Annotated in this window: 24 protein-coding genes, 1 pseudogene and 1 other annotated feature; of the genes and pseudogenes, 19 read left to right on the forward strand and 6 right to left on the reverse strand. The window is 56.7% G+C overall.

Going from position 1 to position 24,853, the window contains the following annotated elements:
- Positions 1-406 precede the first annotated feature (406 nt).
- From clpB to rluD, 3 genes are all read right to left on the reverse strand, one after another.
- Positions 407-2,980 (reverse strand): ATP-dependent chaperone ClpB, encoded by a 2,574-nt coding sequence (gene clpB, locus REA38_RS06285; protein ID WP_025301647.1) that lies wholly within the window; start codon positions 2,978-2,980, stop codon positions 407-409.
- A 130-nt stretch (positions 2,981-3,110) separates the two neighbouring features.
- Positions 3,111-3,842 carry a purine nucleoside phosphorylase YfiH gene (gene yfiH / locus REA38_RS06290; protein ID WP_049213703.1) on the reverse strand — a complete coding sequence of 244 codons (732 nt, stop codon included), beginning with the start codon at positions 3,840-3,842 and terminating at the stop codon, positions 3,111-3,113.
- A complete protein-coding gene (gene rluD, locus REA38_RS06295; RefSeq protein WP_004932452.1) occupies positions 3,842-4,819 on the reverse strand; it encodes a 23S rRNA pseudouridine(1911/1915/1917) synthase RluD in 978 nt (325 codons plus the stop codon). The genes yfiH and rluD overlap by 1 nt, the downstream gene beginning before the upstream one ends.
- Before the next feature lie 131 nt (positions 4,820-4,950).
- On the opposite strand from rluD, the gene bamD reads away from it, so the two are divergent.
- The 4 genes from bamD (at position 4,951) to pheA (ending at position 7,785) form a co-directional block, all read left to right on the forward strand.
- Complete coding sequence (gene bamD / locus REA38_RS06300) at positions 4,951-5,682, forward strand: outer membrane protein assembly factor BamD (protein WP_004932456.1); 732 nt, start codon at positions 4,951-4,953, stop codon at positions 5,680-5,682.
- Between the two features lie 312 nt (positions 5,683-5,994).
- Positions 5,995-6,336, forward strand: a complete 342-nt coding sequence (gene raiA / locus REA38_RS06305) for a ribosome-associated translation inhibitor RaiA (RefSeq protein WP_004932457.1) — start codon at positions 5,995-5,997, stop codon at positions 6,334-6,336.
- Positions 6,337-6,458: 122 nt separating this feature from the next.
- Positions 6,459-6,585, forward strand: a sequence feature (Phe leader region).
- Entirely contained in the window at positions 6,460-6,507 is a 48-nt protein-coding gene (locus REA38_RS06310; RefSeq protein WP_101428074.1) for a hypothetical protein, read from the forward strand. (Overlaps the previous feature by 48 nt.)
- Before the next feature lie 42 nt (positions 6,586-6,627).
- A complete protein-coding gene (gene pheA / locus REA38_RS06315) occupies positions 6,628-7,785 on the forward strand; it encodes a bifunctional chorismate mutase/prephenate dehydratase (protein ID WP_033637186.1) in 1,158 nt (385 codons plus the stop codon).
- Between the two features lie 58 nt (positions 7,786-7,843).
- Here pheA and tyrA read toward each other — a convergent pair whose 3' ends face one another.
- Positions 7,844-8,965, reverse strand: coding sequence for a bifunctional chorismate mutase/prephenate dehydrogenase (gene tyrA / locus REA38_RS06320; protein ID WP_033637185.1), 1,122 nt, complete (start codon positions 8,963-8,965; stop codon positions 7,844-7,846).
- 3 nt (positions 8,966-8,968) lie between these two features.
- Positions 8,969-10,045: a 3-deoxy-7-phosphoheptulonate synthase gene (locus tag REA38_RS06325; RefSeq protein ID WP_016929016.1), complete on the reverse strand. Its 1,077-nt coding sequence runs from the start codon at positions 10,043-10,045 to the stop codon at positions 8,969-8,971.
- Between the two features lie 507 nt (positions 10,046-10,552).
- Here REA38_RS06325 and REA38_RS06330 point away from each other — a divergent pair.
- Positions 10,553-11,317: a YdiY family protein gene (locus tag REA38_RS06330; RefSeq protein ID WP_004932469.1), complete on the forward strand. Its 765-nt coding sequence runs from the start codon at positions 10,553-10,555 to the stop codon at positions 11,315-11,317.
- Positions 11,318-11,361: 44 nt separating this feature from the next.
- Here the strand turns inward: REA38_RS06330 and REA38_RS06335 are convergent, their stop codons facing one another.
- Positions 11,362-12,228 carry a helix-turn-helix domain-containing protein gene (locus tag REA38_RS06335; RefSeq protein WP_374213772.1) on the reverse strand — a complete coding sequence of 289 codons (867 nt, stop codon included), beginning with the start codon at positions 12,226-12,228 and terminating at the stop codon, positions 11,362-11,364.
- A 271-nt stretch (positions 12,229-12,499) separates the two neighbouring features.
- Between REA38_RS06335 and REA38_RS06340 the strand changes: the two genes are divergently transcribed.
- The 14 genes and pseudogenes from REA38_RS06340 to REA38_RS06405 all read left to right on the forward strand — a co-directional run bounded on the left by REA38_RS06340 (position 12,500) and on the right by REA38_RS06405 (position 24,743).
- A complete protein-coding gene (locus REA38_RS06340; RefSeq protein ID WP_033652973.1) occupies positions 12,500-12,805 on the forward strand; it encodes a hypothetical protein in 306 nt (101 codons plus the stop codon).
- A gap of 78 nt (positions 12,806-12,883) precedes the next feature.
- Entirely contained in the window at positions 12,884-13,105 is a 222-nt protein-coding gene (locus REA38_RS06345) for a TraR/DksA C4-type zinc finger protein (protein WP_033641931.1), read from the forward strand.
- Positions 13,089-15,185 carry a replication endonuclease gene (locus tag REA38_RS06350; protein ID WP_308885374.1) on the forward strand — a complete coding sequence of 699 codons (2,097 nt, stop codon included), beginning with the start codon at positions 13,089-13,091 and terminating at the stop codon, positions 15,183-15,185. Before REA38_RS06345 ends, REA38_RS06350 begins: the two co-directional genes overlap by 17 nt.
- 63 nt (positions 15,186-15,248) lie before the next feature.
- The gene (locus tag REA38_RS06355) at positions 15,249-15,443 is read left to right on the forward strand and encodes a hypothetical protein (protein ID WP_033641930.1); all 195 of its coding nucleotides are present in this window, start codon (positions 15,249-15,251) and stop codon (positions 15,441-15,443) included.
- Between the two features lie 188 nt (positions 15,444-15,631).
- Entirely contained in the window at positions 15,632-15,838 is a 207-nt protein-coding gene (locus REA38_RS06360; RefSeq protein WP_374213773.1) for a tail protein X, read from the forward strand.
- 3 nt (positions 15,839-15,841) lie between these two features.
- Positions 15,842-16,060 (forward strand): HP1 family phage holin, encoded by a 219-nt coding sequence (locus REA38_RS06365; RefSeq protein ID WP_033641928.1) that lies wholly within the window; start codon positions 15,842-15,844, stop codon positions 16,058-16,060.
- On the forward strand, positions 16,044-16,556 hold the full coding sequence (locus tag REA38_RS06370; protein WP_033652971.1) for a lysozyme: 513 nt from the start codon (positions 16,044-16,046) through the stop codon (positions 16,554-16,556). Before REA38_RS06365 ends, REA38_RS06370 begins: the two co-directional genes overlap by 17 nt.
- 51 nt (positions 16,557-16,607) lie before the next feature.
- Entirely contained in the window at positions 16,608-17,072 is a 465-nt protein-coding gene (locus REA38_RS06375) for a phage tail protein (RefSeq protein ID WP_308885377.1), read from the forward strand.
- A gap of 85 nt (positions 17,073-17,157) precedes the next feature.
- Positions 17,158-17,793: a phage baseplate assembly protein V gene (locus REA38_RS06380; protein ID WP_033652969.1), complete on the forward strand. Its 636-nt coding sequence runs from the start codon at positions 17,158-17,160 to the stop codon at positions 17,791-17,793.
- On the forward strand, positions 17,790-18,140 hold the full coding sequence (locus REA38_RS06385; RefSeq protein ID WP_074026410.1) for a GPW/gp25 family protein: 351 nt from the start codon (positions 17,790-17,792) through the stop codon (positions 18,138-18,140). The genes REA38_RS06380 and REA38_RS06385 overlap by 4 nt, the downstream gene beginning before the upstream one ends.
- Positions 18,141-18,144: 4 nt before the next feature.
- Complete coding sequence (locus tag REA38_RS06390) at positions 18,145-19,053, forward strand: baseplate assembly protein (RefSeq protein WP_074026409.1); 909 nt, start codon at positions 18,145-18,147, stop codon at positions 19,051-19,053.
- Positions 19,046-19,567 (forward strand): annotated as a pseudogene (locus tag REA38_RS06395) (phage tail protein I); the annotation flags it as partial. The gene REA38_RS06390 and the pseudogene REA38_RS06395, both read left to right, overlap by 8 nt.
- 2,768 nt (positions 19,568-22,335) lie before the next feature.
- Entirely contained in the window at positions 22,336-24,186 is a 1,851-nt protein-coding gene (locus REA38_RS06400) for a phage tail protein (protein ID WP_060427199.1), read from the forward strand.
- A gap of 2 nt (positions 24,187-24,188) precedes the next feature.
- Entirely contained in the window at positions 24,189-24,743 is a 555-nt protein-coding gene (locus REA38_RS06405) for a tail fiber assembly protein (protein WP_060423417.1), read from the forward strand.
- Positions 24,744-24,853 lie beyond the last annotated feature (110 nt).

Genomic DNA, 24,853 nt, shown 5'->3' on the forward strand with positions numbered 1-24,853 from the left:
GATGCTGGATATCGTCTTGTGGAGTGCCCACACAGATTGTCTGATAAATTGTTAAAGAGCAGTGCCGAGAAACTCATCGGCGCGGGCTGCGTATATTACGCTTTTAGCCCGGAGAGTCAAGCGTTTATTTCGCTGTCTTCTCGCTGACCCGGCGGCTTGTCAGTCGTTGTTCCCGGTCAGTGGAGGCGCATTATAGGGAGTTCTCGGCAGGCCGCAACCCCTAAATGCAAAAAACTTTTCAAGCGCTCAAATAATCGCCCAAAATGCCTTTTTAGGATGTTTATTAGTCAAAAAACACCGGTTTTAGCGCAGCAATAGCGGCAAACCCTGTAAATAGAGACAAATGAAGATAAAGAAAAGGGAGCGGTCACCCGCTCCCTTTCATCTTCATGACGCTTAGTTGCCGTTATTGGCGTGCAACGATATGGTCGTTTTCCACATCCAGCGTCACCAGCTTGCCGGGAATCAGCTTGCCGGACAGGATTTGCTGCGCCAGCGGGTTCTCGATCTCCTGCTGAATCGCGCGTTTCAACGGACGCGCACCATACACAGGGTCGTAACCGGTTTTGCTCAACAAAGCCAGGGCCGGTTCGGTCATGGTCACTTCGTAACCGCGTTCTTCCAAACGTTTGTACAAACGCGACAGCTGAATTTTGGCGATTGCAGCAATGTGTTTCTCGCCCAGCGGATGGAACACCACCACTTCGTCGATACGGTTGATGAACTCAGGACGGAAGTGGTGACTCACCATCTCCATCACCGACTCTTTCATCTGCGCGTAGTTCATCTGACCGAAGTGCTCCTGGATCAGATCGGAGCCCAGGTTGGAAGTCATGATCACCACGGTATTGCGGAAATCGACGGTACGGCCCTGGCCATCGGTCAGTCGGCCGTCATCCAACACCTGCAGCAGAATGTTGAATACGTCCGGGTGCGCTTTCTCGACTTCATCCAGCAGAATCACCGAGTAAGGCCTGCGGCGCACGGCTTCCGTCAGATAGCCGCCCTCTTCATAACCCACATAGCCCGGAGGCGCGCCGACCAGACGCGAAACGGAGTGTTTCTCCATAAACTCGGACATGTCGATACGCACCATGGCGTCGTCGCTGTCGAACAGGAACGAAGCAAGCGCCTTGCAGAGCTCGGTTTTCCCCACCCCGGTAGGGCCGAGGAACAGGAACGAACCGATCGGCCGGTTAGGATCGGACAACCCGGCGCGGCTGCGGCGGATAGCATTAGAGACCGCGCTGACCGCTTCGTCCTGGCCGATCACCCGCGAATGCAGCTCTTGCTCCAGGCGCAGCAGTTTGTCGCGTTCACCTTCCAGCATTCTGGCCACCGGGATGCCTGTGGCACGCGCCAGCACCTCGGCAATCTCCGCATCGGTCACCCGATTGCGCAGCAGCTTCATGCTTTTGCCTTCGGCCTGCGTGGCGGCGGCGAGCTGTTTCTCCAGCTCAGGGATTTTGCCGTATTGCAGTTCCGACATCCGCCCCAGATCGCCAACGCGGCGCGCCTGCTCCAGGGTGATTTTGGCCTGCTCGAGTTCAGCCTTGATGTTCTGGGTGCCGGAGAGCGAGGCTTTTTCCGCTTTCCACTCTTCTTCCAGCTCCGAATATTCGCGCTCTTTCTGCCCCAGCTCATCGCTGAGCATGTCCAGGCGTTTCTTGCTGGCGTCGTCAGACTCTTTATTCAGCGCCTGCTGTTCCAGCTTCAACTGAATGATGCGGCGTTCAAGCCTGTCGAGCGACTCCGGCTTGGAATCCATCTGCATGCGAATACTGGATGCCGCTTCGTCGATCAGGTCGATAGCCTTGTCCGGCAATTGACGATCGGCGATATAACGGTGAGAAAGCGTCGCCGCCGCCACGATGGCCGGGTCGGTGATCTGCACGTGGTGGTGCAATTCGTAACGCTCTTTCAGGCCGCGCAGGATAGCGATGGTGTCTTCCACGCTCGGCTCCGCCACATACACTTTCTGGAAACGACGTTCGAGCGCCGCGTCTTTCTCTATATATTGGCGGTACTCATCCAGCGTTGTGGCACCGACGCAGTGCAGTTCGCCGCGCGCCAGCGCCGGCTTGAGCATGTTGCCCGCATCCATCGCACCATCCGCCTTACCGGCGCCGACCATGGTGTGCAGTTCGTCGATAAACAGGATAACGCTGCCTTCCTGCTTGGCCAGATCGTTGAGCACGCCTTTCAGACGCTCTTCAAACTCGCCGCGGTATTTGGCGCCGGCGATCAAGGCGCCCATATCGAGGGACAATACGCGCTTGTGCTTCAGCCCTTCCGGCACTTCGCCGTTGATGATGCGCTGCGCCAGGCCTTCGACGATGGCGGTTTTACCCACGCCAGGTTCGCCGATCAGCACCGGGTTGTTTTTGGTACGGCGTTGCAGCACCTGAATGGTGCGACGGATCTCTTCGTCACGGCCGATCACCGGGTCAAGTTTGCCCTGCTCGGCGCGTTCGGTCAGATCGATCGTGTATTTCTTCAATGCTTGCCGCTGGTCTTCGGCGCCTTGGTCTTCCACGCTGTCACCGCCTCTCATTTGTTCAATGGCTTTGCTGATTTTGTCGGCCGTTGCGCCGGCCGCTTTCAACAAGTCGGTCAACGAGCCGCGGTCTTCCAGCACCGCCAGCACAAACAGCTCGGAAGAAATGAATTTATCCGCACGCTTCTGTGCCAGCTTGTCGCACAGGTTCAGGACGCGCACCAACTCGTGGGACGGTTGAACGTCGCCACCGGTACCTTCTACCTGCGGCAAACGGGACAGCGCCTGTTCGATCTCGGTGCGCACGCGCCCGGCATCGATACCTGCGGAAGTTAAAAGTGGACGAACCGTGCCCCCTTCCTGATTGAGCAGGGCGCTCATCAGATGTAGCGGTTCAATAAACTGGTTGTCGTGCCCAAGGGCTAGTGACTGGGCATCGGCGAGGGCAAGCTGGAATTTGTTGGTAAGACGATCCAGACGCATAACACCTCCAAGATGGGTCGAAATTGCTACTGGAGATTAAATGAGGTCATCCCTCAAATTTTCAAGGTTATCTCGACGCTAAATTTTCGGTACAACGCCATGCGTCGTTGGATCGTCCTAATTCAATAGGTTATATCAGCCAGATTAAACTTGCCAGACGTCCGGTTATTCCATCGCGTCGATAGGAGAAAAAATGACTCTTTTCGTTAACCGTGCAGCGGTCGCCGCCGTAGATGGCCTGCACGCCTGCCCGCAACAAACGTTGGCGAGCCAGCAAGTAGATATTAGCCAAAAACTTATCGCCGTGCGGCGTAAACGCCGCCGCGGCTTCGGCGTCTTCCGCGATAAAGGCAGCGCGCACCTCCGGCCCGACCTCAAACTGCTGCGGGCCGATCGCCGGCCCCAGCCAGGCGCTGATCTGGCTCGGCGCGGCGCTGAACGCCGCCACGGTTTGCTCCAGCACGCCATGGCATAACCCACGCCAGCCGGCGTGAGCGGCGGCCACTTCATCGCCGTGCTGCGAACAGAACAGCACCGGCAGACAATCCGCCGTCATCACGGCACACACCTGCCCCGGCACGTTGCTGTAAACCGCATCCGCCCGCAGATCGGCAGGCGCTTGCCCCGCCAACGTCACCACACGGGTGCCATGTATCTGCTCGAGCCACACCGGCATCTGCGGCAAGCCGGCGACGGTAACCAACCGTTCCCGATTGCGCTTCACCGCTTGCTCCTCGTCACCGACGTGGGCGCCGAGGTTCAGCGAGTCATAAGGCGGCAGGCTGACGCCGCCGCCGCGCGTGGTGCTGCAGGCCTTAACGCCGGGAGGCAATGGCCAGTCGGGCAGAATGAGCGAGTTCATTACCAGTCCATCTGATCTTTGAATTCTTCGGTATCCGCCTTCAGCGCGTTAATCAGATCGACCATGTCCTGCGGCAGCGGCGCATGCCACTCCATCTGGATGCCGCTGATCGGATGGTACAAACGCAGCATGGTGGCGTGCAGCGCCTGGCGGTCAAAACCGCGCAGCGTGTTGATGAAGGCTTCCGAAGCCCCCTTCGGCGGACGTGGACGGCCGCCGTACAGCGGATCGCCCACCAGCGGATGGCTGATGTAAGCCATGTGCACGCGGATCTGGTGAGTACGGCCGGTTTCCAGGCGCAGACGCAGACGGGTGTGCGCGCGGAAGTGTTCCATGATGCGGTAGTGCGTCACCGCCGGTTTACCCATCGGGTGCACCGCCATGTGGGTACGCTTGGTGGAATGGCGCGCTATGGGCTCTTCTACCGTGCCGCCGGCGGTCATGGTTCCGATCGCCACCGCTTCGTATTCACGGGTGATTTCACGTGCCTGCAGCGCTTCCACCAGCCGGGTTTGCGCCGGCACGGTTTTCGCCACCACCATCAGGCCAGTGGTGTCTTTATCCAGACGGTGCACGATGCCTGCGCGCGGCACGTCGGCGATTTCCGGGTAGTGATGCAGCAGCGCATTGAGCACGGTGCCGTCCGGGTTACCGGCGCCAGGGTGCACCACCAAATCGCGCGGCTTGTTGATCACCAGGATGTCGCTGTCTTCATAGACGATATCCAACGCGATATCCTGCGGCTCCCAACGCGCCTCTTCTTCTATCTGTGCATCGATGGCGACCGTCTCTCCGCCCAGCACCTTCTCTTTCGGTTTGTTTGACGTTTTGCCATTGACCTTCACCCGATCGCCCAGGATCCACTCTTTTATGCGAGATCGTGAATAATCAGGGAACAATTCGGCCAAAGCCTGATCTAAACGTTGTCCGAGTTGAGATTCGGCCACCGTTGCGGTGAGTTGTACTTGTTGTGCCATATGCAGCTTCTTCGTTAACGTTGGGTTTTCACGGCGATGCCGTTTAATATAATGTGCTATTGTACCTGGTCTTTGTCGGGAGCTTAACGGACAGTCTCCCGGAATAACACCCTGAGGATAATCAAAACGTCATGACGCGTATGAAATATCTGGTGGCGGCAGCCACGTTGAGCCTGGCGCTGGCAGGTTGCTCCACATCCAAGGATGCGGTTCCCGACAACCCACCTTCGGAAATCTATGCCACCGCGCAGCAAAAGCTGCAGGACGGTAACTTCAAGGGCGCGATTACGCAACTCGAAGCGTTAGATAACCGCTATCCTTTCGGGCCGTATTCCCAGCAGGTCCAGTTGGATTTGATTTACGCCTACTATAAGGCCGCCGACTTGCCGATGGCGCAGGCATCCATCGATCGCTTCATGCGCCTGAACCCGACGCACCCGAACATCGATTACGTGATGTACATGCGCGGTCTGACCGACATGGCGCTCGATGACAGCGCGCTGCAGGGCTTCTTCGGGGTTGACCGTTCGGACCGCGATCCTCAGCACGCTCGCGCTGCGTTCCGCGACTTCAGCCAGTTGATTCAGCAATACCCGAACAGCCAATACGCGACCGACGCCAACAAGCGTTTGGTGTATCTGAAAGACCGCTTGGCCAAGTATGAGCTTTCGGTGGCGGAATACTACACTAAACGCGGTGCTTACGTCGCGGTCGTTAATCGCGCCGAGCAGATGTTGCGTGAATTCCCGGATACCAAAGCGACGCACGACGTGTTGCCGCTGATGGAAAATGCCTACAAGCAACTGCAGTTGAACGGCCAGGCTGACAAAGTGGCCAAAGTGATCGCCGCCAACCCGCAATAAACGCGCGTCGGCAACGGCAAAAAAACAAAACGGCAGCCTCGGCTGCCGTTTTCATTGGCGTGGACCTGGTTTTCACTGGAAGAATACACAAGTAAAAACACGGTGTTAGCTAGCGCTCCTCACCGGTCAACTCATCGATAATGCGCCATCCGGCGGCAACTCTCAAGCATTAGATAACCAATTCAAATGCTGAATCACAGATTGAACTAACTTTGCAAAAAGTGACAAAAAATCGTGATTTACATCACGCATTTAAACAAAAAGCGGGGTATGCTGGGTTCACCAAGACGGAAAGACAGAGAGGTAAGTTATATGACATTGAACATTACCAGCAAACAAATGGATATCACTCCCGCAATCCGCAATCACGTCGAAGACCGTCTCACCAAACTGGAAAAATGGCAGACCCAGCTGATAAACCCGCATATCGTCTTATCCAAAGAACCGCAGGGGTTTGTCGCCGACGCTACCATTACCACGCCGAACGGCCCGCTGGTCGCCAGCGCCAAACATGATGACATGTATACCGCCGTTAATGAGCTGATCGCCAAGCTGGAGCGCCAGCTGAACAAGGTGCAGCACAAAGGTGAAGCGCGCCGCTGCAATGCCAGCGTGAAAGACATCGTGCCGGAAGTGACGCAGGAACAGGAATAACCGTCCGACTGCGGTTGCCGCATCAAACGCGCCCGAGGGCGCGTTTTTTGTCGGGTATTTTTGTTGACGGGGTAAAAGCCAGCGGTTACTTTAAAACCTGTTCGCATTAACCTTAGGTAGACCATGCCACGCACACCGTTTTTCTTCGCATTCTTTTTTACCTTCCCCTGACTGGGAGGCGTTTCGTCGTGTGAGAAAGAATGCGAAGACGAACAACAAGGCCTCCTGGAAACAGGAGGCTTTTTTTATGGCTGTTATACAACGAATAAGAACTGAAGGCGGAAGCTGATTATGACTGACAACCCGTTATTGGTGCTGCGCGAGCGCATCAGCGCACTGGATTTGAAACTGTTGGCCCTGCTGGCGGAACGCCGTGAACTGGCGATCGAAGTCGGCAAAACCAAACTGCACTCTCACCGTCCGATCCGCGACAAAGAGCGCGAGCGCGATCTGCTGGATGCGCTGATCGCCGCCGCCAAGCCTTACGACCTGGACGGTTTCTACGTCACCCGCCTGTTCCAACTGATCATTGAAGACTCCGTCCTGACCCAGCAGGCGCTGCTGCAGCACCAGCTCAATCCCGTCAGCCAACACTCCGCCCGCATCGCCTTTCTCGGCCCGAAAGGCTCTTATTCACATCTGGCGGCGCGCCAATACGCCGCCCGCCATTTCGATCGGTTGATCGAATGTGGCTGCCAGAAGTTTCAGGATATCTTCGCCCAGGTGGAAACCGGCCAGGCGGACTACGCCATTCTGCCGATCGAGAACACCAGCTCCGGCTCGATTAATGAGGTGTACGACCTGCTGCAACACACCAGTCTGTCGATCGTCGGCGAACTGACCAACCCTATCAACCACTGTGTTCTGGTGGCCGGCGACAGCGATTTGAGCCAGATTGAAACCGTCTACAGCCACCCGCAGCCGTTCCAGCAGTGCAGCCAGTTCCTGAATCGATTCCCGCACTGGAAAATCGAATACACTGAAAGCACGGCCGCCGCAATGGAGAAAGTCGCCAAGTTGAATTCGCCGAAGGTGGCGGCGCTGGGCAGCGAGGCCGGCGGCGCGCTGTACGGGCTGCAAGTGCTGGAACACAACCTCGCCAATCAACAACAGAACATCACCCGCTTTATCGTCCTGGCGCGTAAAGCGATCGACGTCTCCGAACAGGTGCCGGCCAAAACCACGCTGATCATGGCGACCGGCCAGCAATCCGGCGCACTGGTCGAAGCGCTGCTGGTATTGCGCGACAACGGCATCATCATGACCAAACTGGAGTCACGCCCGATCAACGGCAATCCGTGGGAAGAGATGTTTTACATCGATGTGCAGGCCAACCTGCGTGCCGACGCAATGCAAAAAGCGCTGCGCGATCTGGCGCCCATCACCCGCTCGCTGAAGGTGCTGGGCTGTTATCCCAGCGACACCGTGGTGCCGGTCAACCCATCCTGACGCGATAAAAAAAGGTTCGGCCAAGCCGAACCCTTCATTTTTATTTACCGCCGGTATTTTACTGCCGGCTGTCGTTAGCCTGCCGTAACAGCGTGCGGCTTTCCACCAGGAAGCGCTGGGCGTAATCGCCAAACCAGTGCTCCACCTTGCGGAAGCTATCGATAAACGCCTGTTTGTCGCCGTGCTCCAACAGCTTGATCGCCTCGCCGAAGCGCTGGTAGTAGCGTTTGATCAACGCCACGTTTTCCTCCGACGACATGATAATGTCGGCGTACAGCTGCGGATCCTGCGCAAACAGGCGGCCAACCATCGCCAGCTCCAGCCGGTAGATCGGCGAAGAGAGCGCCAGCAACTGCTCCAGTTGCACGTTCTCTTCCGCCAGATGCAACCCGTAGGCGAAGGTGGCAAAGTGCCGCAGCGCCTGAATAAACGCCATGTTCTGATCGTGTTCGACCGCACTGATGCGGTGCAGCCGCGCCCCCCACACCTGCAGCTGTTCAAGCAACCACTGGTAAGCCTCTGGCCGGCGGCCGTCGCAGTAAACCACGACCTGCTTCGCCACGCTGCCCACGTCCGGGCCGAACATCGGGTGCAACCCCACCACCGGGCCACTGTGCACCGCCAGCATCGCATGCAGCGGACGGTTCTTCACCGACGCCAAATCCACCAAAATACAGTCGTCGGGCAACGGCGGCAGGCGGCTTATCACCTGTTCGGTCACATGGATTGGCACGCTGACGATCACCATGCCGGCGTCTGCCAACAGCTGTTCCGCCTGCGGCCAATCTTCCTGATCCAATACCCTGACCTGATAACCCGACAACGTCAGCAGACGGTTGAACAGCCGGCCCATCTGGCCGTTGCCGCCAATGATGACGATCGGCCGCAGCTGCGGGCACAGGGTTTTAAAGCCTTTATCGTTCTCGCTGACGTACGATTCGCGCATCACGCGGCGCAAGACATCCTCGATCAAATCCGGCGGCACCCCGAGGTTTTCCGCCTCTTGACGGCGCGAGGCCAGCATCGCCGCTTCGCGCTCCGGCACATAAACCGGTAAACCGTGGCGGCTTTTCACCTCGCCGACTTCCGCTACCAGATGCAGGCGTTTCGCCAGCAGATCCAGCAGCGCTTTGTCCACCTCGTCAATTTGATCGCGTAACGCGGTCAGTTCTGCCACCATAACTTACTTTTCTCCCGTGCGTGCCGTCAGCGCAGCGCCGAGTTCCTGATGCATATGACGCAGCAGCGTTTCCGTGCTTTCCCAGTTGATGCAGGCGTCGGTGACGGACACACCGTAACGCATGTCTGCACGCGGCTGCTCGGAAGACTGGTTGCCCTCATGCAGATGGCTCTCCAGCATGATGCCGGTGATCGAACGGTTGCCCGCCTTAATCTGCTCCACCACGGACTCGGCCACCGCCGGCTGACGGCGATAGTCTTTATTCGAGTTGCCATGGCTGCAATCTATCATCAAGGACGGATGGAGTCCCGCCTCGAGCATCTGTTTTTCACAGGCCGCAACGTGCTCGGCGCTGTAGTTCGGGGTTTTACCGCCGCGCAGGATCACATGCCCGTCCGGGTTGCCCTGGGTCTGCAGCAGGCAAACCTGGCCCGCCTGGTTGATGCCGACGAAACGGTGCGGCATGGCGGCGGCGCGCATGGCGTTGATGGCGGTGCCCAGACTGCCGTCGGTGCCGTTTTTGAAGCCGACCGGCATCGACAGGCCGGAAGCCATTTCGCGGTGGGTCTGCGACTCGGTGGTGCGCGCACCGATCGCCGACCAGCTGAACAAGTCCCCCAGGTACTGCGGGCTGTTCGGATCCAACGCTTCGGTAGCCAACGGCAAGCCCATGCCCACCAGATCCAGCAACAGGCGACGCGCGATATGCAAGCCTGCTTCAACGTCAAACGAACCGTCCATGTACGGATCGTTGATCAAACCTTTCCAGCCGACAGTGGTTCTGGGTTTTTCAAAATAGACGCGCATAACGATATACAGCTGATCGCTCAAGTCAGCCGCCAGGGTTTTCAAACGACGGGCGTAGTCCAGCGCCGCATCCGGATCGTGGATCGAACAAGGCCCGCACACTACCAACAGGCGATGATCGCGCCCCTGCAAAATGTTGGCGATGGTGTTGCGCGCGGTGGCGATTTCATTTTCGTCGTCGGCGCTGAGCGGGAACTGGTTCTTCAGCTCCTCCGGCGTGATGAGAACCTGTTCTGCACTGATGTGTACGTTATTGAGCGCGTCTTTTTGCATGATGCTATTCCTGTCGTTTGGCGTTATGCGTTGAAGTGGAACCTTGAGCGTTTCAGGGCTCTACCTTATCACGCAATGTAAAGTTTTCAATCCAATTTCCGTAAATAAAAAATTACCGTAATTACCCCTAAGAAAAACCATTGGGAAAGGCACTTCAATAAATAAAATAAACGCAATAAATTTAATAAGATATACAAACAAAAAGATTGCCGACGCCTCTCTACTCGCTTGCCTGGCAATAGATGGGGGTCGTAAACATAAATGTACATTTGATTTTACAAGGAAGACGCGCCCCCCACCTCAGCGCCAACGAATGGGCTGAGACAGGCATCCGCCAGACTCAGCACGAAGCGCTGCTGAAAGCGATGAATTTCAGTAGAAGAAAAGCGAATAAATAAGGAATAAAAATTAAAAACTTAAGCTAATGGCGGCTATTTTTGTCGCCGAAATGAACCGATATAATGTGACCGTCATCAACAATAACCACCCTTAACAACTGGATCCAAAATGCTCTCTTCTCGCGCTCGTCGCGCTTTTCCGCTGTATATTTGCTGCTTAACGACTTTCACCAGTGTTTCAGCTCTCGCCGACAATACGCTTTTCACCGCGATGGACGATCCGGCCACCGCCAAGAAACCGTTTGAAGGCAACGTGCAGGCGGGCTACAACGCCCAGTCAGGCAACTCGCAGAGTTCCACCCTGCTGGCCAACACCAACATGACCTGGTTCAACAGCGACGCGGCGTACAGCCTGTGGGGGGCGGCCAACAACACCACCTCCTCCAACGTGCGCTCCTCCGAAAAATACCAGGCCGGTGGCCGTACGCGCTATAACCTGACCGACCGCAACTACCTGTTCGGCCAAGCCAGCTGGCTGAGCGACCGTTTCAACGGTTACGATTCACGCTCCACGCTGACCGGCGGCTACGGCCGTCAACTCCTCAACGGGCCGCTCAGCGACCTGCGGGTGGAGTTCGGTCCCGGCGTGCGCCATGACGAATACCACGGCGGCGGCCGCTCGACCAAAGGGCTGGCCTACGGTGCGGCCAACTATTCCTATCAGCTGACCGACAACACCAAGTTCATTCAGGGCGTTTCCGCGCTGGCGAACGAGGAAACCACGCTGAACTCGGAAAGCGCGTTGAACGTGGCGATCAACGATCGCTTCTCACTGCGCGTAGCCTACACCGTGACCTACAACAGCAAACCGCCGGCCTCGGCACCGAAAAACACCGACACCACCACCTCGGTCACGCTGGTCTACGGCCTGTAATCTCCCTTCCAGAATCTCTCGAAGCCCATCATAGATGGGCTTTTTTATGCCTGCGGCGTCAACGTTAACCAGACCATACCAAGCGCTTTCAACGCATCCGGAGAACATTGAAAGTCGACGTTGCCGCCGCTGACCCGCACTTGGTTACCCGGTAAACGCGCTATATCGTAAACGTCCAGGTTACCGTCTATGTCCACCAGCCAGCGGCCATTGGCGATATGCGTAACGGCCAGATCCACCAGCCAGGATACGCGCCCGCCATCAACATAAGCCGGCTGAGCCACGCCGTCAGGAATCAAAGAACAGTCTGCCGACCACTGCCCCACCTCTTTCAACTGCCCGGCGAGCAGGCGATATTTCGGTATCGTGCGCCCTCCGGGAACCGGTACCGCCGGTGCGGCATCACCCCACATTTCCCCCTGTCCCGTCGCCAACCACAGCAGCGAGACGCCTGTATCCAGAGCACAGGTCACCACGATATCGCCGGGGAAGTAGTTGCGGCGGACCCAGGTGCTCATCGTGCCTGAAGATATACCCAGCAGGTCGCCCAACTCTTTTTGCAGATTGAAACCGTAAGCATCCAAAATGCGGCGCAATACCCCTTTCCCGCCGGAAGCCAAAACGCGATCGTAAAGCGCTTTACCTTGCGCAGATGACGCAGGCTTGCGATTACTTTTTGATTTTACAAGTTCGCCGGTCATCAGCCAGGCCAAGTCTGCCCCCGTGGTTAACGCGCAGTTGATGATGACGTATCCGGGAACACTCCCCCGTTGTTGCCAACTACTGATGTTATTCGGCGCTATCCCGAGGATTTCACTCAATTCCTTCTGCGTGCCAACGCCATAAGATGAAAGAACTCTTTCAATCACCGCTCCCACGGAGGTGTTGTTGTTTGTTGCTTCTTCACGCATATCATCACCGATTAAAATAAAATTTGCATTTACAAGTCGCATTATGCGATTTAAAGTAACATCAATTCGCCGTCACTCGGCATATCGATCGCTTTAGTTAAGATGATGCGACATGGTTGATGAAAATGCAAATACCGTAAGGCGACGACGATCTTGCGTAAGCACTTTGTTTACACCGTGTTTACTCAAATTTTCGACCTTGATCGACGGATAACCGAACCTTGCTTTTGCGAGTATTCATCCATCATCAGATTCAGATAAGGAGATTGTCATGCTTCTAGCCAGCGAGGAGCAACGGGCTATCGGCCTGCGGCGTATTGCTGAAATCCGCCGCACACTGTTTGCCCGGCAAACCAACCATGCCGAAGAGATTTACGACACGGCGCCGCTGCACCTGCGCCATACGTTTTGCTTCCACGCCGGGCTGACTGAACGCTATGTGTGGTTAAAGTTTCACGAAATGGGTTATGCCGAACGGCGGAAAATCGTCGCGGCACTCAATGAACTCATCTCGCTCAGTCAATCGTTGCCGCGCTATATCAGCGAAACAGACTGTCTGTTAACCCCAAAAAAATAACCTTTCGAATAAAGCTGGCGTGCAACCCGCCGGGCATCGCTCGGCCCAAATTCTCCCTATTAAATACTGGAAAATGTTATGGCTGATACTATTGATATGGCGCAAGAGCGCCAGGCATTGATGCTCGAGAAACAAATTGCGTACGCCAGGCCGGTTGCCACTGCGCCCTCGGCGTTCTGCTGTGCCGATTGTGACGCGGCGATTCCTGTGGCGAGACGCATCGCGATTCCCGGCGTCAGCCGCTGCGTGACCTGCCAGCAGCTATCAGAAGCCAAGCAACGTCATGTCGCTCGCCGTTAAAAATAGGCCGGCGGAACATCTGCCGGTCAACGCCTCTGCCATACAACACGCAGCGTACGGTGATTACGCCTATCCATGGAATGCCCCACGCCGTGCGATAGGGCGCGAAGCGGCGCTGAATCGCGACCAACTGCGCCAATGGCAAGCGATACTGCAGTGCATTCATGACCTGCCTTATTATCTGCGCACGCCGTTCCTTGAGCGCCACCGCCAACTGCTCAGCCAGAAGGGAGCCCACGCAGCCTGGCATTATCTGGTGCGAGTTTTCCATCGGCGGATATGGCCACGCATTCAGCAGGTAAATAATAATTTCGGTTTGGATCAACGCAAATCACTGCACTTTGGCAGCGAAGCGGACAGCTATAGCGCACTGCCCGCGCTGGGCGATAAAGCGCTGGAGCAGTTGGCGCGGCGTATCGGGGGCCAACTTTCTGCGCTCTACCAGAGTGAATGTGACGCCTTGCTGGCGAAGCATGGCAATAATGCCGAGATCCTGCTACACGCGGATATACAGCGCCGCCTCTATCGCCAAATCGCCACGATGGCCCGCGCCTTCAATATCCAGCCCATGCACTGGCGCTGTTATCGTAAAGGCAAGTTGGACAGCGAGCGGGCGATTGCGGCGCTGTCGCGCCTGACCGACGATCGCTGGTGGCTGCGGCGTCTCAAAATGCAGCGCATGCAGTGGCGCGAGGCGCTGCAAATCGCGATAGGCAACGTCCGCAACAACACGTCACCTTATGCCAGCAGACAGGCCCTTCACGATGTCAAGGCTCGGCGTCAATCGAACCTCGATTATCTTCACCGTTGCGAGCTGGAAAACGTCGCCACGGGCGAGCGCGCCGATCTTATGGATAAAGTGCTCGGCAGCATCGCCAATCCCGCCATTCGTCGTATGGAGTTGATGAATACCCTCGCCGGTATAGAAACCTACGCCACTCGCAACGGCCACTGCGGGTTGTTTATCACGTTGACGACGCCGGCACGCTTTCACCCTATCCAGCATGTCGGCGCACGAGGCAAAATGCGCTTCAATACACGCTGGCAAGGACAAGCCCTAACACCGAAGGATGGCCAACGTTATCTGGTTGCCCAGTGGGGGAAAATGCGAACCGCCTTCAAGGATCGCCGTCTGCAGGTCTACGGTATGCGAGTGGTTGAGCCTCATCATGACGGCACGCCGCACTGGCATCTGATGATGTTCACTCCACAAATGCAACGTCAGGCAGTGCTTGACATCATACAGCGTTATGCGCTGCAACAGGATGCAGCAGAACCCGGTGCCCAACAACATCGTTTCCAGAGCAAACACCTCAACCGGGGTGGCGCAACCGCCTATCTGGCCAAATATGTCGCAAAAAACCTCGATGGGTATGCATTGGAGGAAGAGCTCGATCGCGAAACCGGCGCCCCGCTGAGCGATACCGCCCGCGCGGTCAGCGCCTGGGCCGCCACCTGGCGCATCCCTCAGTTTCATCCCTTCGGCCTGCCCGGTCTCGGGGTCTACCGCGAATGTCGACGTATTCGCGGCCAAAACCTGACGCCGCAGTTTGACGCCGGCACCGAAGCCGTGCGCGCCGCTGCCGACGCCGGCGACTTTGCCGGTTACATACAGGCGCAAGGCGGCGCCAATGTGCCACGCAGCCACCAATGGGTGCGGGTCGCGCGCGAAGCCTCAGAAACCCGGAACGCTTATGACGAGCCCGTCACAAAAGTTGTCGGCATTTATGCACCGCATTTGGGAATTGAACGGGTATACCGAACGCGCACCGTGCAATGGCGGATCGTCGCTAAAACACTCGCCGCCGCGACGCCTTGGAGTTCTGGCAATAACTGTGGAACGCGCGCTCTTCACCTGCCGCCGGCACCCGCGCCGTCGGCTCGTTTGACGCCGCCACAGCGGCAGCATTGTCTGAATATTGCCCGCAAACTTCGAGGTATTGGCATAGAACCGCAATGCTGGCAATTGGAGGTTCTCGCACGCGGCGGCAAAATTCATTTTGACGGCCTCCTTGTACAATTTCCGCTAATCAATGATTGGCCGTATTTTTACTACACAAATGATAAGCCCAACCATTGACGCCTTTAGCGTTTTGCTTAATACTGTATAAATACACAGTATAGTCAAGAGAGGGCAAAAACAGTGGAAATTATGGATAAACAACAAGTAACACTGTCCCGAATCCAATTCATCGCCGATGTTTCACAGGCTGCGCAATGCAGTGCCTCCGAGTTTCTGATCGCCATGTCGCTGATCTCCGATTTGGCCAGTCAGGTGCTGCCGAACAATGATTATCAAGAAATATTTTATCCCGCTGACGAACACCCCCCCTGCTAATCCCTCCAGCCAAACGTTTTTCATCCCCCCGCCGCCGGCGGGGTTTTTATTTCTGCCGACGGCACTTTTGCTCCTCAGTTGTGCCATCTCATCCACAACCCCCTCGCGTTGCCCCTCCCTCCCACGCGCGCGAAACTGAAGATATCCGGGGCCACAGCCCTCTCTCCCAACGCTATCGCAGGATGGTAATGATGAAAATTTATGCACAACAAGGTGACACCATTGATGCGATTTGCTGGCGCTACTACGGCAGCACGCAACGCCAGGTGGAACAAGTCTATCTGGCTAACCGTGGCCTGGCCGATCTGGGGCCCCTGCTGCCGCACGGTCAACCGGTTGAATTGCCGGACCTGCCTGCGGCGGCCCAACGCGAAATCGTCAAATTGTGGGATTAAGCGATGGAGAAACTCACTTCAACCCTTGCCTATTTCGTCGCGGCTTGCCTGGCCTGGTTAGGGAGCCACTCTGCACAGGACATTGCCATCCTGGTCGGCGCCGCAGTCGGCGTCGGTACCTTTGCAGTGAATTGGTACTACCGGCGTAAAAGCTACCAGCTGCTGAAATCGCTAAAAAAAAACGGCCTGAAACGCGGAGTCTACGATGAGCTCACTCGCTAAACGCTGCAGCGTGGCGGCTATTTTAACGCTCGCCGCCCTGCTGCCTCAGTTCAATACGCTGAAAACCTCTGAGCAAGGTTTGCGCCTGATCGCCGATTTCGAAGGCTGTCGGCTGTCCCCCTACCAATGCAGCGCCGGCGTCTGGACCAACGGCATCGGCCACACCGCCGGCGTGAAGCCGGGTGCAGTCATCAACGAACGCCAGGCGGCTACCCATTTGGTCGACGATGTGCGCTCCGTAGAGCGCGGCATCGCGCGCTGTATGGACGTCAAGATGCCGCAGCCGGTTTACGACGCCGTCAGCGCTTTCGCTTTCAACGTCGGCGTCAACGCCACCTGCAATTCAACGCTGGCCACCTTTGTCAAACGCCGTCAGTGGCAGGCGGCTTGCGATCAACTGTCTCGTTGGATTTATGTCAACGGCGTCAAAAATAAAGGATTGGAGCGCCGCCGCACGGCCGAACGTGCGCTATGTCTGAACGGCATCTCACACTGACCGTTTTCAATAAACGCCCACTCAAACCACTTCCTTTTCAGGAGATACACCATGTTAAAACCCGAACAGCTACGTGCAGCACTGCTCAATGCCATTCCCTTGTTGCAGCAAAACCCCGAACGGTTGCGCCTTGGCATTGTTAACGGCCGCGTGGTCTCAACGCTCGCCCCCTCGCTGTCCTTCGAATATCGCTATCAGCTCAATCTGGCGCTGGATGTGCCGTCAGCTGACGATGACCGGGTCATGGTCACCGTACTGGCCTGGCTGCACAGCCACCAACCAGACCTTCTTGCCAATCCGGATAAGCGTAAAAATGATTTTTCGTTTCAAAGAGATATAGACACTCCCAACCAGTTGATATTGCAGTTGCAACTTACCGAACGAATCCGGGTGGAACCGCGCGACGGCGCATTGCATATCAACCCGCTGGCTGAACCTCCCGAACCAGAGAACGTCGTTCGCTTCACCCAGATTTATCTGCACGGAGAGTTACTCAGCGAATTTAGTCAGCCGTAGCGCCCTACAGGCAGCTTCGGTTGTGCCGGCGGCAGCCAAACGCCGTCGCGTTGTCCCCCTTTTCATCCAGCGGCATTCTTGAGACATGAACACAGACAACTTCGATATTCAGCGCCTAGTGCGCAACCTGATACGGATCGGGACCGTCAGCGAGCTCGACCTGGAACGCGGGCGCTGTCGCATAGCCACCGGCGGCAATCTTACCGACTGGCTCAACTGGCTGACCGGACGGGCCGGCGACGCACGCAGCTGGTGGGCGCCCAGCATTGGTGAACAGGTCTTGGTGCTGTCACTTGGCGGGGAACTTGAAACCGCTTTCGTGTTGCCCGGCGTATTTTCCGATGCTCACCCCGCACCGTCGGCCTCAGCACAGGCGGCGCATATCGCTTTTCCTGACGGTGCAGTGCTCGAATACGAGCCGGCTACCGGGGCGCTTAAGGCCGTCGGCATAAAAAGCGCCACCATTGAAGCCGCCGAGCGGATCACACTGACGGCGCCAAATATCACCTGTATCGCCAGCGGAAAAATTACGCTGGACGCTCCCGAAGTGGAGTGTACCCAGCAACTCACTACCGGCACCATCGCCATCCATCAGGGCGGCTCGATGACCGGCGATCTCAATCACACCGGTGGCAGCATCAGCTCTAACGGCATTGTGGTGCATACCCACACTCACGGTGGAGTGCAAAACGGCAGAGGCCAAACGGACAAACCAGCATGAAAAACGCGAAATTTCTTGGCATGAATCGCGGCAACGGCCGCGCAATCGCCGATCTCGAGCACATTCGCCAGTCGGTGAGCGACATCCTGATTACGCCTATCGGCTCACGCGTCATGCGCCGCAGCTACGGTTCGTTGCTATCCGAGTTGCTGGATCAGCCGCAAAACGACGTACTGCGATTGCAAATGATGGCGGCCTGCTACAGCGCAATGCTGCAGTGGGAACCACGCATTCGGCTGACGGGCATCAGTTGCAACACCACCTTTGACGGAAAAATGGTGGTCGACATTACCGGCAACCGCACAGATACGCCGGATGCCTTTTCTCTTTCTATTTCAGTGAGCTGACACCATGGCAACCATTGACCTGAGTTTATTACCCGCCCCGACGGTGGTGGATCCTCTCGATTACGAATCGCTGCTGGCGGATCGCAAGGCCACACTGATTTCCCTTTACCCGGAAGAGCAGCGTGAAGCCATCGCCCGTACATTGACGCTGGAATCGGAGCCAATCGTCAAACTGCTGCAAGAAAATGCTTACCGCGAACTGCTGTTACGCCAGCGTGTGAATGAAGCCGCACAGGCAGTGATGCTGGGTTATGCCAGCGGCAGCGACCTCGACCAACTGGGAGCAAACTTCCAGGTGCTACGCCTGGTGGTGCAACAGCCGGATGAGAGCGTCATCCCGCCGTTGCCGGCGGTCATGGAATCGGATAGCGATTTCCGTGTGCGCATCCAGCAGGCATTCGAAGGTTTAAGCGTGGCAGGATCCAGTGGCTCTTACGAGTATCACGGCCGTTCCGCCGATGGTCGGGTCGCCGACGTTTCCGCGATCAGTCCCAGTCCGGCCAACGTGCTGATTTCCGTACTGTCACGCGAAGGAGACGGCACCGCCAGCGCCGAACTGGTGGCGATCGTCGATAAAGCGTTGAACGATGAAGATGTGCGCCCGGTGGCCGATCGCGTCACCGTCCGCTCTGCCAACATCATCAGCTACAACATCGATGCCGTACTGTACCTCTACCCTGGCCCTGAAGCAGAACCGGTGCGTCGCGCTGCCGAAGCCAAACTGAAAAATTACATCAGCGCCCAGCACCGTTTAGGCCGTGACATTCGCTTGTCGGCAATCTACGCCGCACTGCATGCCGAAGGGGTGCAACGCGTTGAATTGAAGACCCCGCAGGCCGACATCGTATTGGACAAAACCCAGGCGTCGCATTGTGCTTCTTATCGTCTGACGGTGGGAGGCTCCGATGAGTAACCGTCTGCTGCCGGTCGGCTCTTCCCCGCTGGAGGTCGCGGCTGCGGCCGCCTGTGCCGAACTGGCCGCCATGCCGGTGCCGCTGCGCGATCTGTGGGATCCAGCCACCTGTCCGGTCAATCTGCTGCCGTACCTGGCCTGGGCCTTCTCGGTCGATCATTGGGATGAAACCTGGACGGAAGATGCCAAACGCAGCGTCGTAGCCGCCGCTTTCTTCATCCACCGTCACAAGGGCACCATCGGCGCTATTCGCCGCGTGGTGGAACCGTTGGGTTACCTGATCAAACTGCGCGAGTGGTGGGGAACCAACGGTGAGCCCGGCACCTTCACGTTGGATATCGGCGTGTTGGAGAACGGTATCACCGAAGAGATGTATCTGGAAATGGAGCGGATGATCGCCGATGCCAAGCCGGTCAGCCGCCATCTGACAGGCCTGGCGCTGAACCTCGAAGCCGCTGGCGCAATCAACGTCGCCAGCGGTCAATATGATGGAGAGCTTACTACCGTGTACCCCGACTATGCCAGTCTCGCCCTGCAAATGCTGGAGGGACATTACCAATTCTTGCAACGCAATACCGGCATCACGCTGGACTCGACTCAACAACACTTCGTGCTTAACGACGAGCATGTCTTGGCCGATTCGCGCCATGAACGCGAGCTGTCGCGCATGGCGGGGCTGCCGAATGACGCCACCACCGAAGGACAGGCTCTGCAGATCCTTGGCTATGCCCATGCGTATCTGGCGACCGGAGAACAAAAATATTTGGAACAGGCCATCGCCTGTTTTGACGCCTATGTGACCTACTTTTACGACGGTGCGCCGATCCCTGACAGCCCTCAACGCTGGATCGCCAACTGGATCGTCAACGCCAAAGAGCCGGTGCCCGCCAATTGGCCGGTCGATACGAGGGATCCGACGCATAGCGGCTTCAAAGGTATTCCTCTAACTTTCAACAAGGGCCGTACTCTGATCCCTCACGGCGCCCCCTACTGGGGTGAATATCTCGACATCGCTACTTTCGCCTTCGACGGCTCGCTGGCCTGGAATGCCGTCAACGCCCAGGTGCGCGCGGTCAATGCCGCCGGTGAAATCGACTGGAATAACGACGGTAAACGCTATGACGTGGACTGGATCATCAATTGGCAGGGTTACCAGATCGATGCCGACGGCGAGATCCTGGTCAAAGGACTGCCCGCTGAACAAATCGGTACGGTGCAGTTAAAAGACGTCACGCTCGGCGGCAATCACAAGCTGAATTTCGCCAATCGCCAACCAGTCGAACACGGCGGCGTGTTAATCAAGCGTAATCAGGTACAGCATAACCGTCCGCTGCATGTGCCGGTCCCGCACAACGCCATGGGCAACGCGGCCGATGCCGAGCTGTGGTTTGCCGACGCCTGCTATCTGCTGCACAGCATCACCGGCGATCAGCGCTATTTCAACGCCTGGAAAAGCGTTGAATTCACCGCGATGGAATATACCGATATTGATGCGCAGGATAAGTTCTTTCGCCAGAGCCGCAGCGCCAATACGCCGTTTACCGACGGCATCTCCTACGATTGGTCATACCCTTCCGGTGAGCCGGTAAGCTACGGCCGTAGCGCCGAAGGCATGATCACCATTCGCAAAGAGATAGCATCGCAACAATCGCTGGAACAACAGGCAATCTGGTTCCGCATTAATCGCCAGTCAAAAATCCGCACTTGCTTTGGTGGCGTCGACGATCAGAATCAGCCGATCTCCTGCAAAATACAGCTGTCTATAGCACCGGAAAAAAACGCGGCGAGCACCACGGAATGGGGCGTCGCTCTGCCGCAGTCGTTCCAACCTCAGGTAAAAACATACGACATCGCGCTCAGCAGCCTGGCGGCGCTGACGAAAGAAGACGGCAGCGACTATCTGCTGGCCGATCTGCGCGCAGTGACCGACTACGGCGGTTGCGCGATCGCCAGCCAGTTTGAGGAACAGGTTTACGACAGCCGCAGCGCGACGGTGATCCAAGCCCGTTTCCCCAATGATGACGCTGGCATGGTGATCGGCGCCTGGTTGACCGCGGAGGAAAGTTTCCCCGTTACGCAGTTGGTCTATCGCGCGGACGCCGACTTCAACCTGCGGCTCGAAGATGATGACAAATGGCGCTGGTATTGGATGCTGCCCGCCACCGGCGGCAAATGGCAAATCGCAAATTTCGCCCCGCAAGCGGCTACGCTGAGCGGCTATCAGCCGGATCATCAGGATGTCGAGCCTAAACCGGCCGCACCTCGTTTCAGCCGCGTCAAGCAAGTAACCATTCTGCAAGACGGCAATGTACCGGACGCCACATTCAGCTACTACGTACTGAACGACATTCCACCGACGCTCAACGCAGATGACGGCTACACGATCCGCTATCGCATCACGTTCCAGGCGGCACACCCCTACACCGCGCTGTTGGGAGACTGCACCCTCCTGAATCACCGCCACGACGGCCTGTTCTGTACGCCGGGCGTCATGCCGTTCTCCAACATTTATCAGGCGGACGGCCAACAGTTCGATGGTTGGCACGGCATGCCTTATCCGGGCTACCAGTACCCGTTCATTTTCGTGCACGCCGCCGCCGATCCCGACGGGGTGATGCTCAACAACATGGTCGAGTTTCTGTGGCAGTCGCAGCAGTGGTATCAGCAGCAATTCGGCGTGCTGGGCCCCGGCGCATCGGCCTATATCTGGAACCGTTGGGACAATCGGAGTTACGGTCCGGCGGATACCTGGACCATGTATCACTGGGGTGACGGCACGGCCTGGTCCGGCTATCAGCCACGCGCCTTCTTCGGTGCCGCGCGCGCCTGGCTCGAGTTACAGCAGGCGGGCAAAACGCCACCGCTCAAGCTGGTGGAATATGTCGAAAACTGGCTGCGCTGGCTGATTGATTTTACCAATGACGCCGACGGTGTCACGCCAACCGATTTCCCGATGGCCAGCCTGCCGCAGCCCGATGCACAGGATTTTACCGGCCACATGTGCGGCCTGTGGCTGGCTGGCGCGGTGCTGGCAAAAATGGCCGGCAGTGAAATTGAGGGCCTCGAACACTTTATCGAACAATGCGTTACGGAATTACAAAGGCATTACCTCTCCACCGGTGACGTGATGGACGGCGGCTGGTCGCCCGCGCCGCGTCTCGGCACCGATAACGGCATGTTCTTCGGCTTTTGGTCAGGCGAGATCCTGCGCGGATTGAGCCTGTATGTGATGTATAAAAACGGCCTTACCTACCCGGCCGGCAAACAGAAGAGAACCACACCATGACAGCAAAATACCGCGCCCTGCTCACCGAACAGGGCAAAACGCTGCTGGCTAACGCTGCAGCAACCGGCCAAAAGCTGGAAATTACGCATATGGCGGTCGGCGACGGCGGCGGTTCGCCAACGCAGCCCGATGAAAGCCAGACCAAGCTGGTGAACGAAAAACGCCGCGCAGCATTGAATTCACTGCAGATAGATACCGGCAACAGCAACCAAGTGATCGCCGAACAAGTGATCCCGGAGGACGTTGGTGGTTGGTGGATCCGCGAGCTGGGGCTGTATGACAAAAACGGCGTGCTGGTGGCGATCGCCAATACGCCCGACACCTACAAGCCGCAGTTGACCGAAGGTGCCGGCCGCACCCAGGTCGTGCGCATGGTGCTTCTGGTAAAAGGCGACGCCAATGCGACGATCGTCGCAGACAAAACAGCCTTACTGGTCTCGCGCGATATGCTGAATGCCGCTATCGACGAACATGCCCGCTCGCGCAATCATCCTGACGCCACCTTGCTGGCAAAGGGTTTCACTCAATTGAGCAACGACAGCAATAGCGCCAGCGAAACGCAGGCCGCCACCCCAAAAGCGGTGAAAACGGTCAGCGACGCCTCGCTGAAAATTGCCGCTAACCTGAAAGACCTGCCAAACAAGTCCATCGCGCGCCGCAACTTGGAATTGGGTACTGCCGCCACGTGTAACGTCGGTACGCAAGCCAGCCAATTGATGGAGGTGGGCGCCTTTGGTCTAGGCTCTGGCCCGAAACATCGCGAGGAGACCATCAGCAATCTTGGCGAGATCTACCGTGTCACCAGCGCATCGAAAAACGCGCCGGGCGGCGGCGTCTACGGCGTGCTGAACCTGCCAATCGACGGCGGCCCTTCCAGTGGCTATCTGGCGGTTCAGACTAATGGATCATCTTACGTCGGCACATCCACCACCCCTGACAAACCGCTGAACTGGTACCGAATTTACACCACCGGTTTTAAACCGACCGCTGCGGACGTCGGTGCTTACAGCAAGGCGGAAGCCGACGGCAAATTCGTCAAACAGAGCGGCGATACCATTACCGGCAGCTTGACGGTCAACGGCTCAATTGAAACGAAATCGGGATTGACCACACCTTACGCCACAGTGATGGGGTCGTTAACCACCAAAGGCGGCGTCGAATTATTCGGAACCTCGCCCTATATAGATTTCCATTATGGCAATACGAACGCGGATTATGATGTTCGCATCATTAATGATAGCCAGGGTCAATTAAGTCTGGGTGCAAAAAACGTTCGGGCCAATGAAAACCTTACCGTTGGCTTAGACGCCCACGTTGATAGAACTCTTTATATCAATGGCCAAGATTTTATTACTAAAAAAGGGGTAATAACCGAAACCAGTGGTAATCGCAATACTCAAGGGCTGCACATACAAGGTGCAGGTAATCAGTATGTTGATCATTACTTTTATGAGGAGATAGGTAAGCGTGCATTTGGCGCAATGCATGTTTCATCTGGCGGCTCTGATGGCTGGTTCCAATTTGGTCATCAAGGCGATATTCGCAGCAATGGCCCATGGCCGCGCCTGATGTTAGGTGAAGCAACCTACTTTAATGACGGCAATATCAACGGCAGCATTTGGGGTGGCTATTTAAGCAACTATCTCAATCAAAACTTTGTGCGCGATGTTCGCCTGGGTAATGTGGAAAGTATCGCTACCTGGCGAGGCCCCGGCTATTCGGATAGTGCGGGTTATGTCCTGACCGGCGCAGCAAATAACAACGTGGATGAATACATCGACGTAATTTTCCGTCGTCCGCTGCAAAAACACATTGGTGGCAATTGGGTTACCGTCTGGAGCGTTTAGTGATGAATAACATGAAGAACTTTACCCTCGCCGCGCCGGAAACGGTAGAGCAGAAACAGCTGGCCGCCTCGCACGGTGTTTTGTTTTTAAAATCCGATGCTGGGGAAGACTGGTATGAATGTCAAAAAAGCTTCCGTCCTGAAACGGTAAAACTGATGTATGACAAGGACGGGATCATTCGTTCAATCACCACGAAACCGAATGCCGAAGGCCATTATGACGTTTCCGGATTTTTCCCGGAAAATATGAGCGTGGCAGAGGTCGGAAACTTGCCGGAAGGCACTGATATTAACGGCCGCTGGATTTTTGATGGAGAAAAAATCATACCAAGATCGTATTCAACTCAAGAGCTACGGCAACAGGCTGCTAATAAAAAACAAGAGTTGATTAAGCAAAGTTCGCTGCAGATAGAAACGCTTAACGACGCTTCTGACCTGGGAATGGCGAGCGAAGAGGAACTGCTGCTGCTGACCCGCTGGAAAACCTACCGCGTATTGCTTAATCGGGTCGATCCCGAAGCGGCCCCTGATATCGATTGGCCGCAACCGCCGCAATAACGTCGTTCAACGCCCCGCTTGGGGCGTTTTTTTCCTTTATTTTTCCTGCTGTTGTACCAGTTATCCCACACCCCGAATGAGATGCGGCGCCGCCTGCCAACAGGCATGCT

The sequence above is a fragment of the Serratia sp. MF1(2023) genome (genome assembly GCF_030954545.1).
Classification (GTDB): Bacteria; Pseudomonadota; Gammaproteobacteria; order Enterobacterales; family Enterobacteriaceae; genus Serratia; species Serratia sarumanii.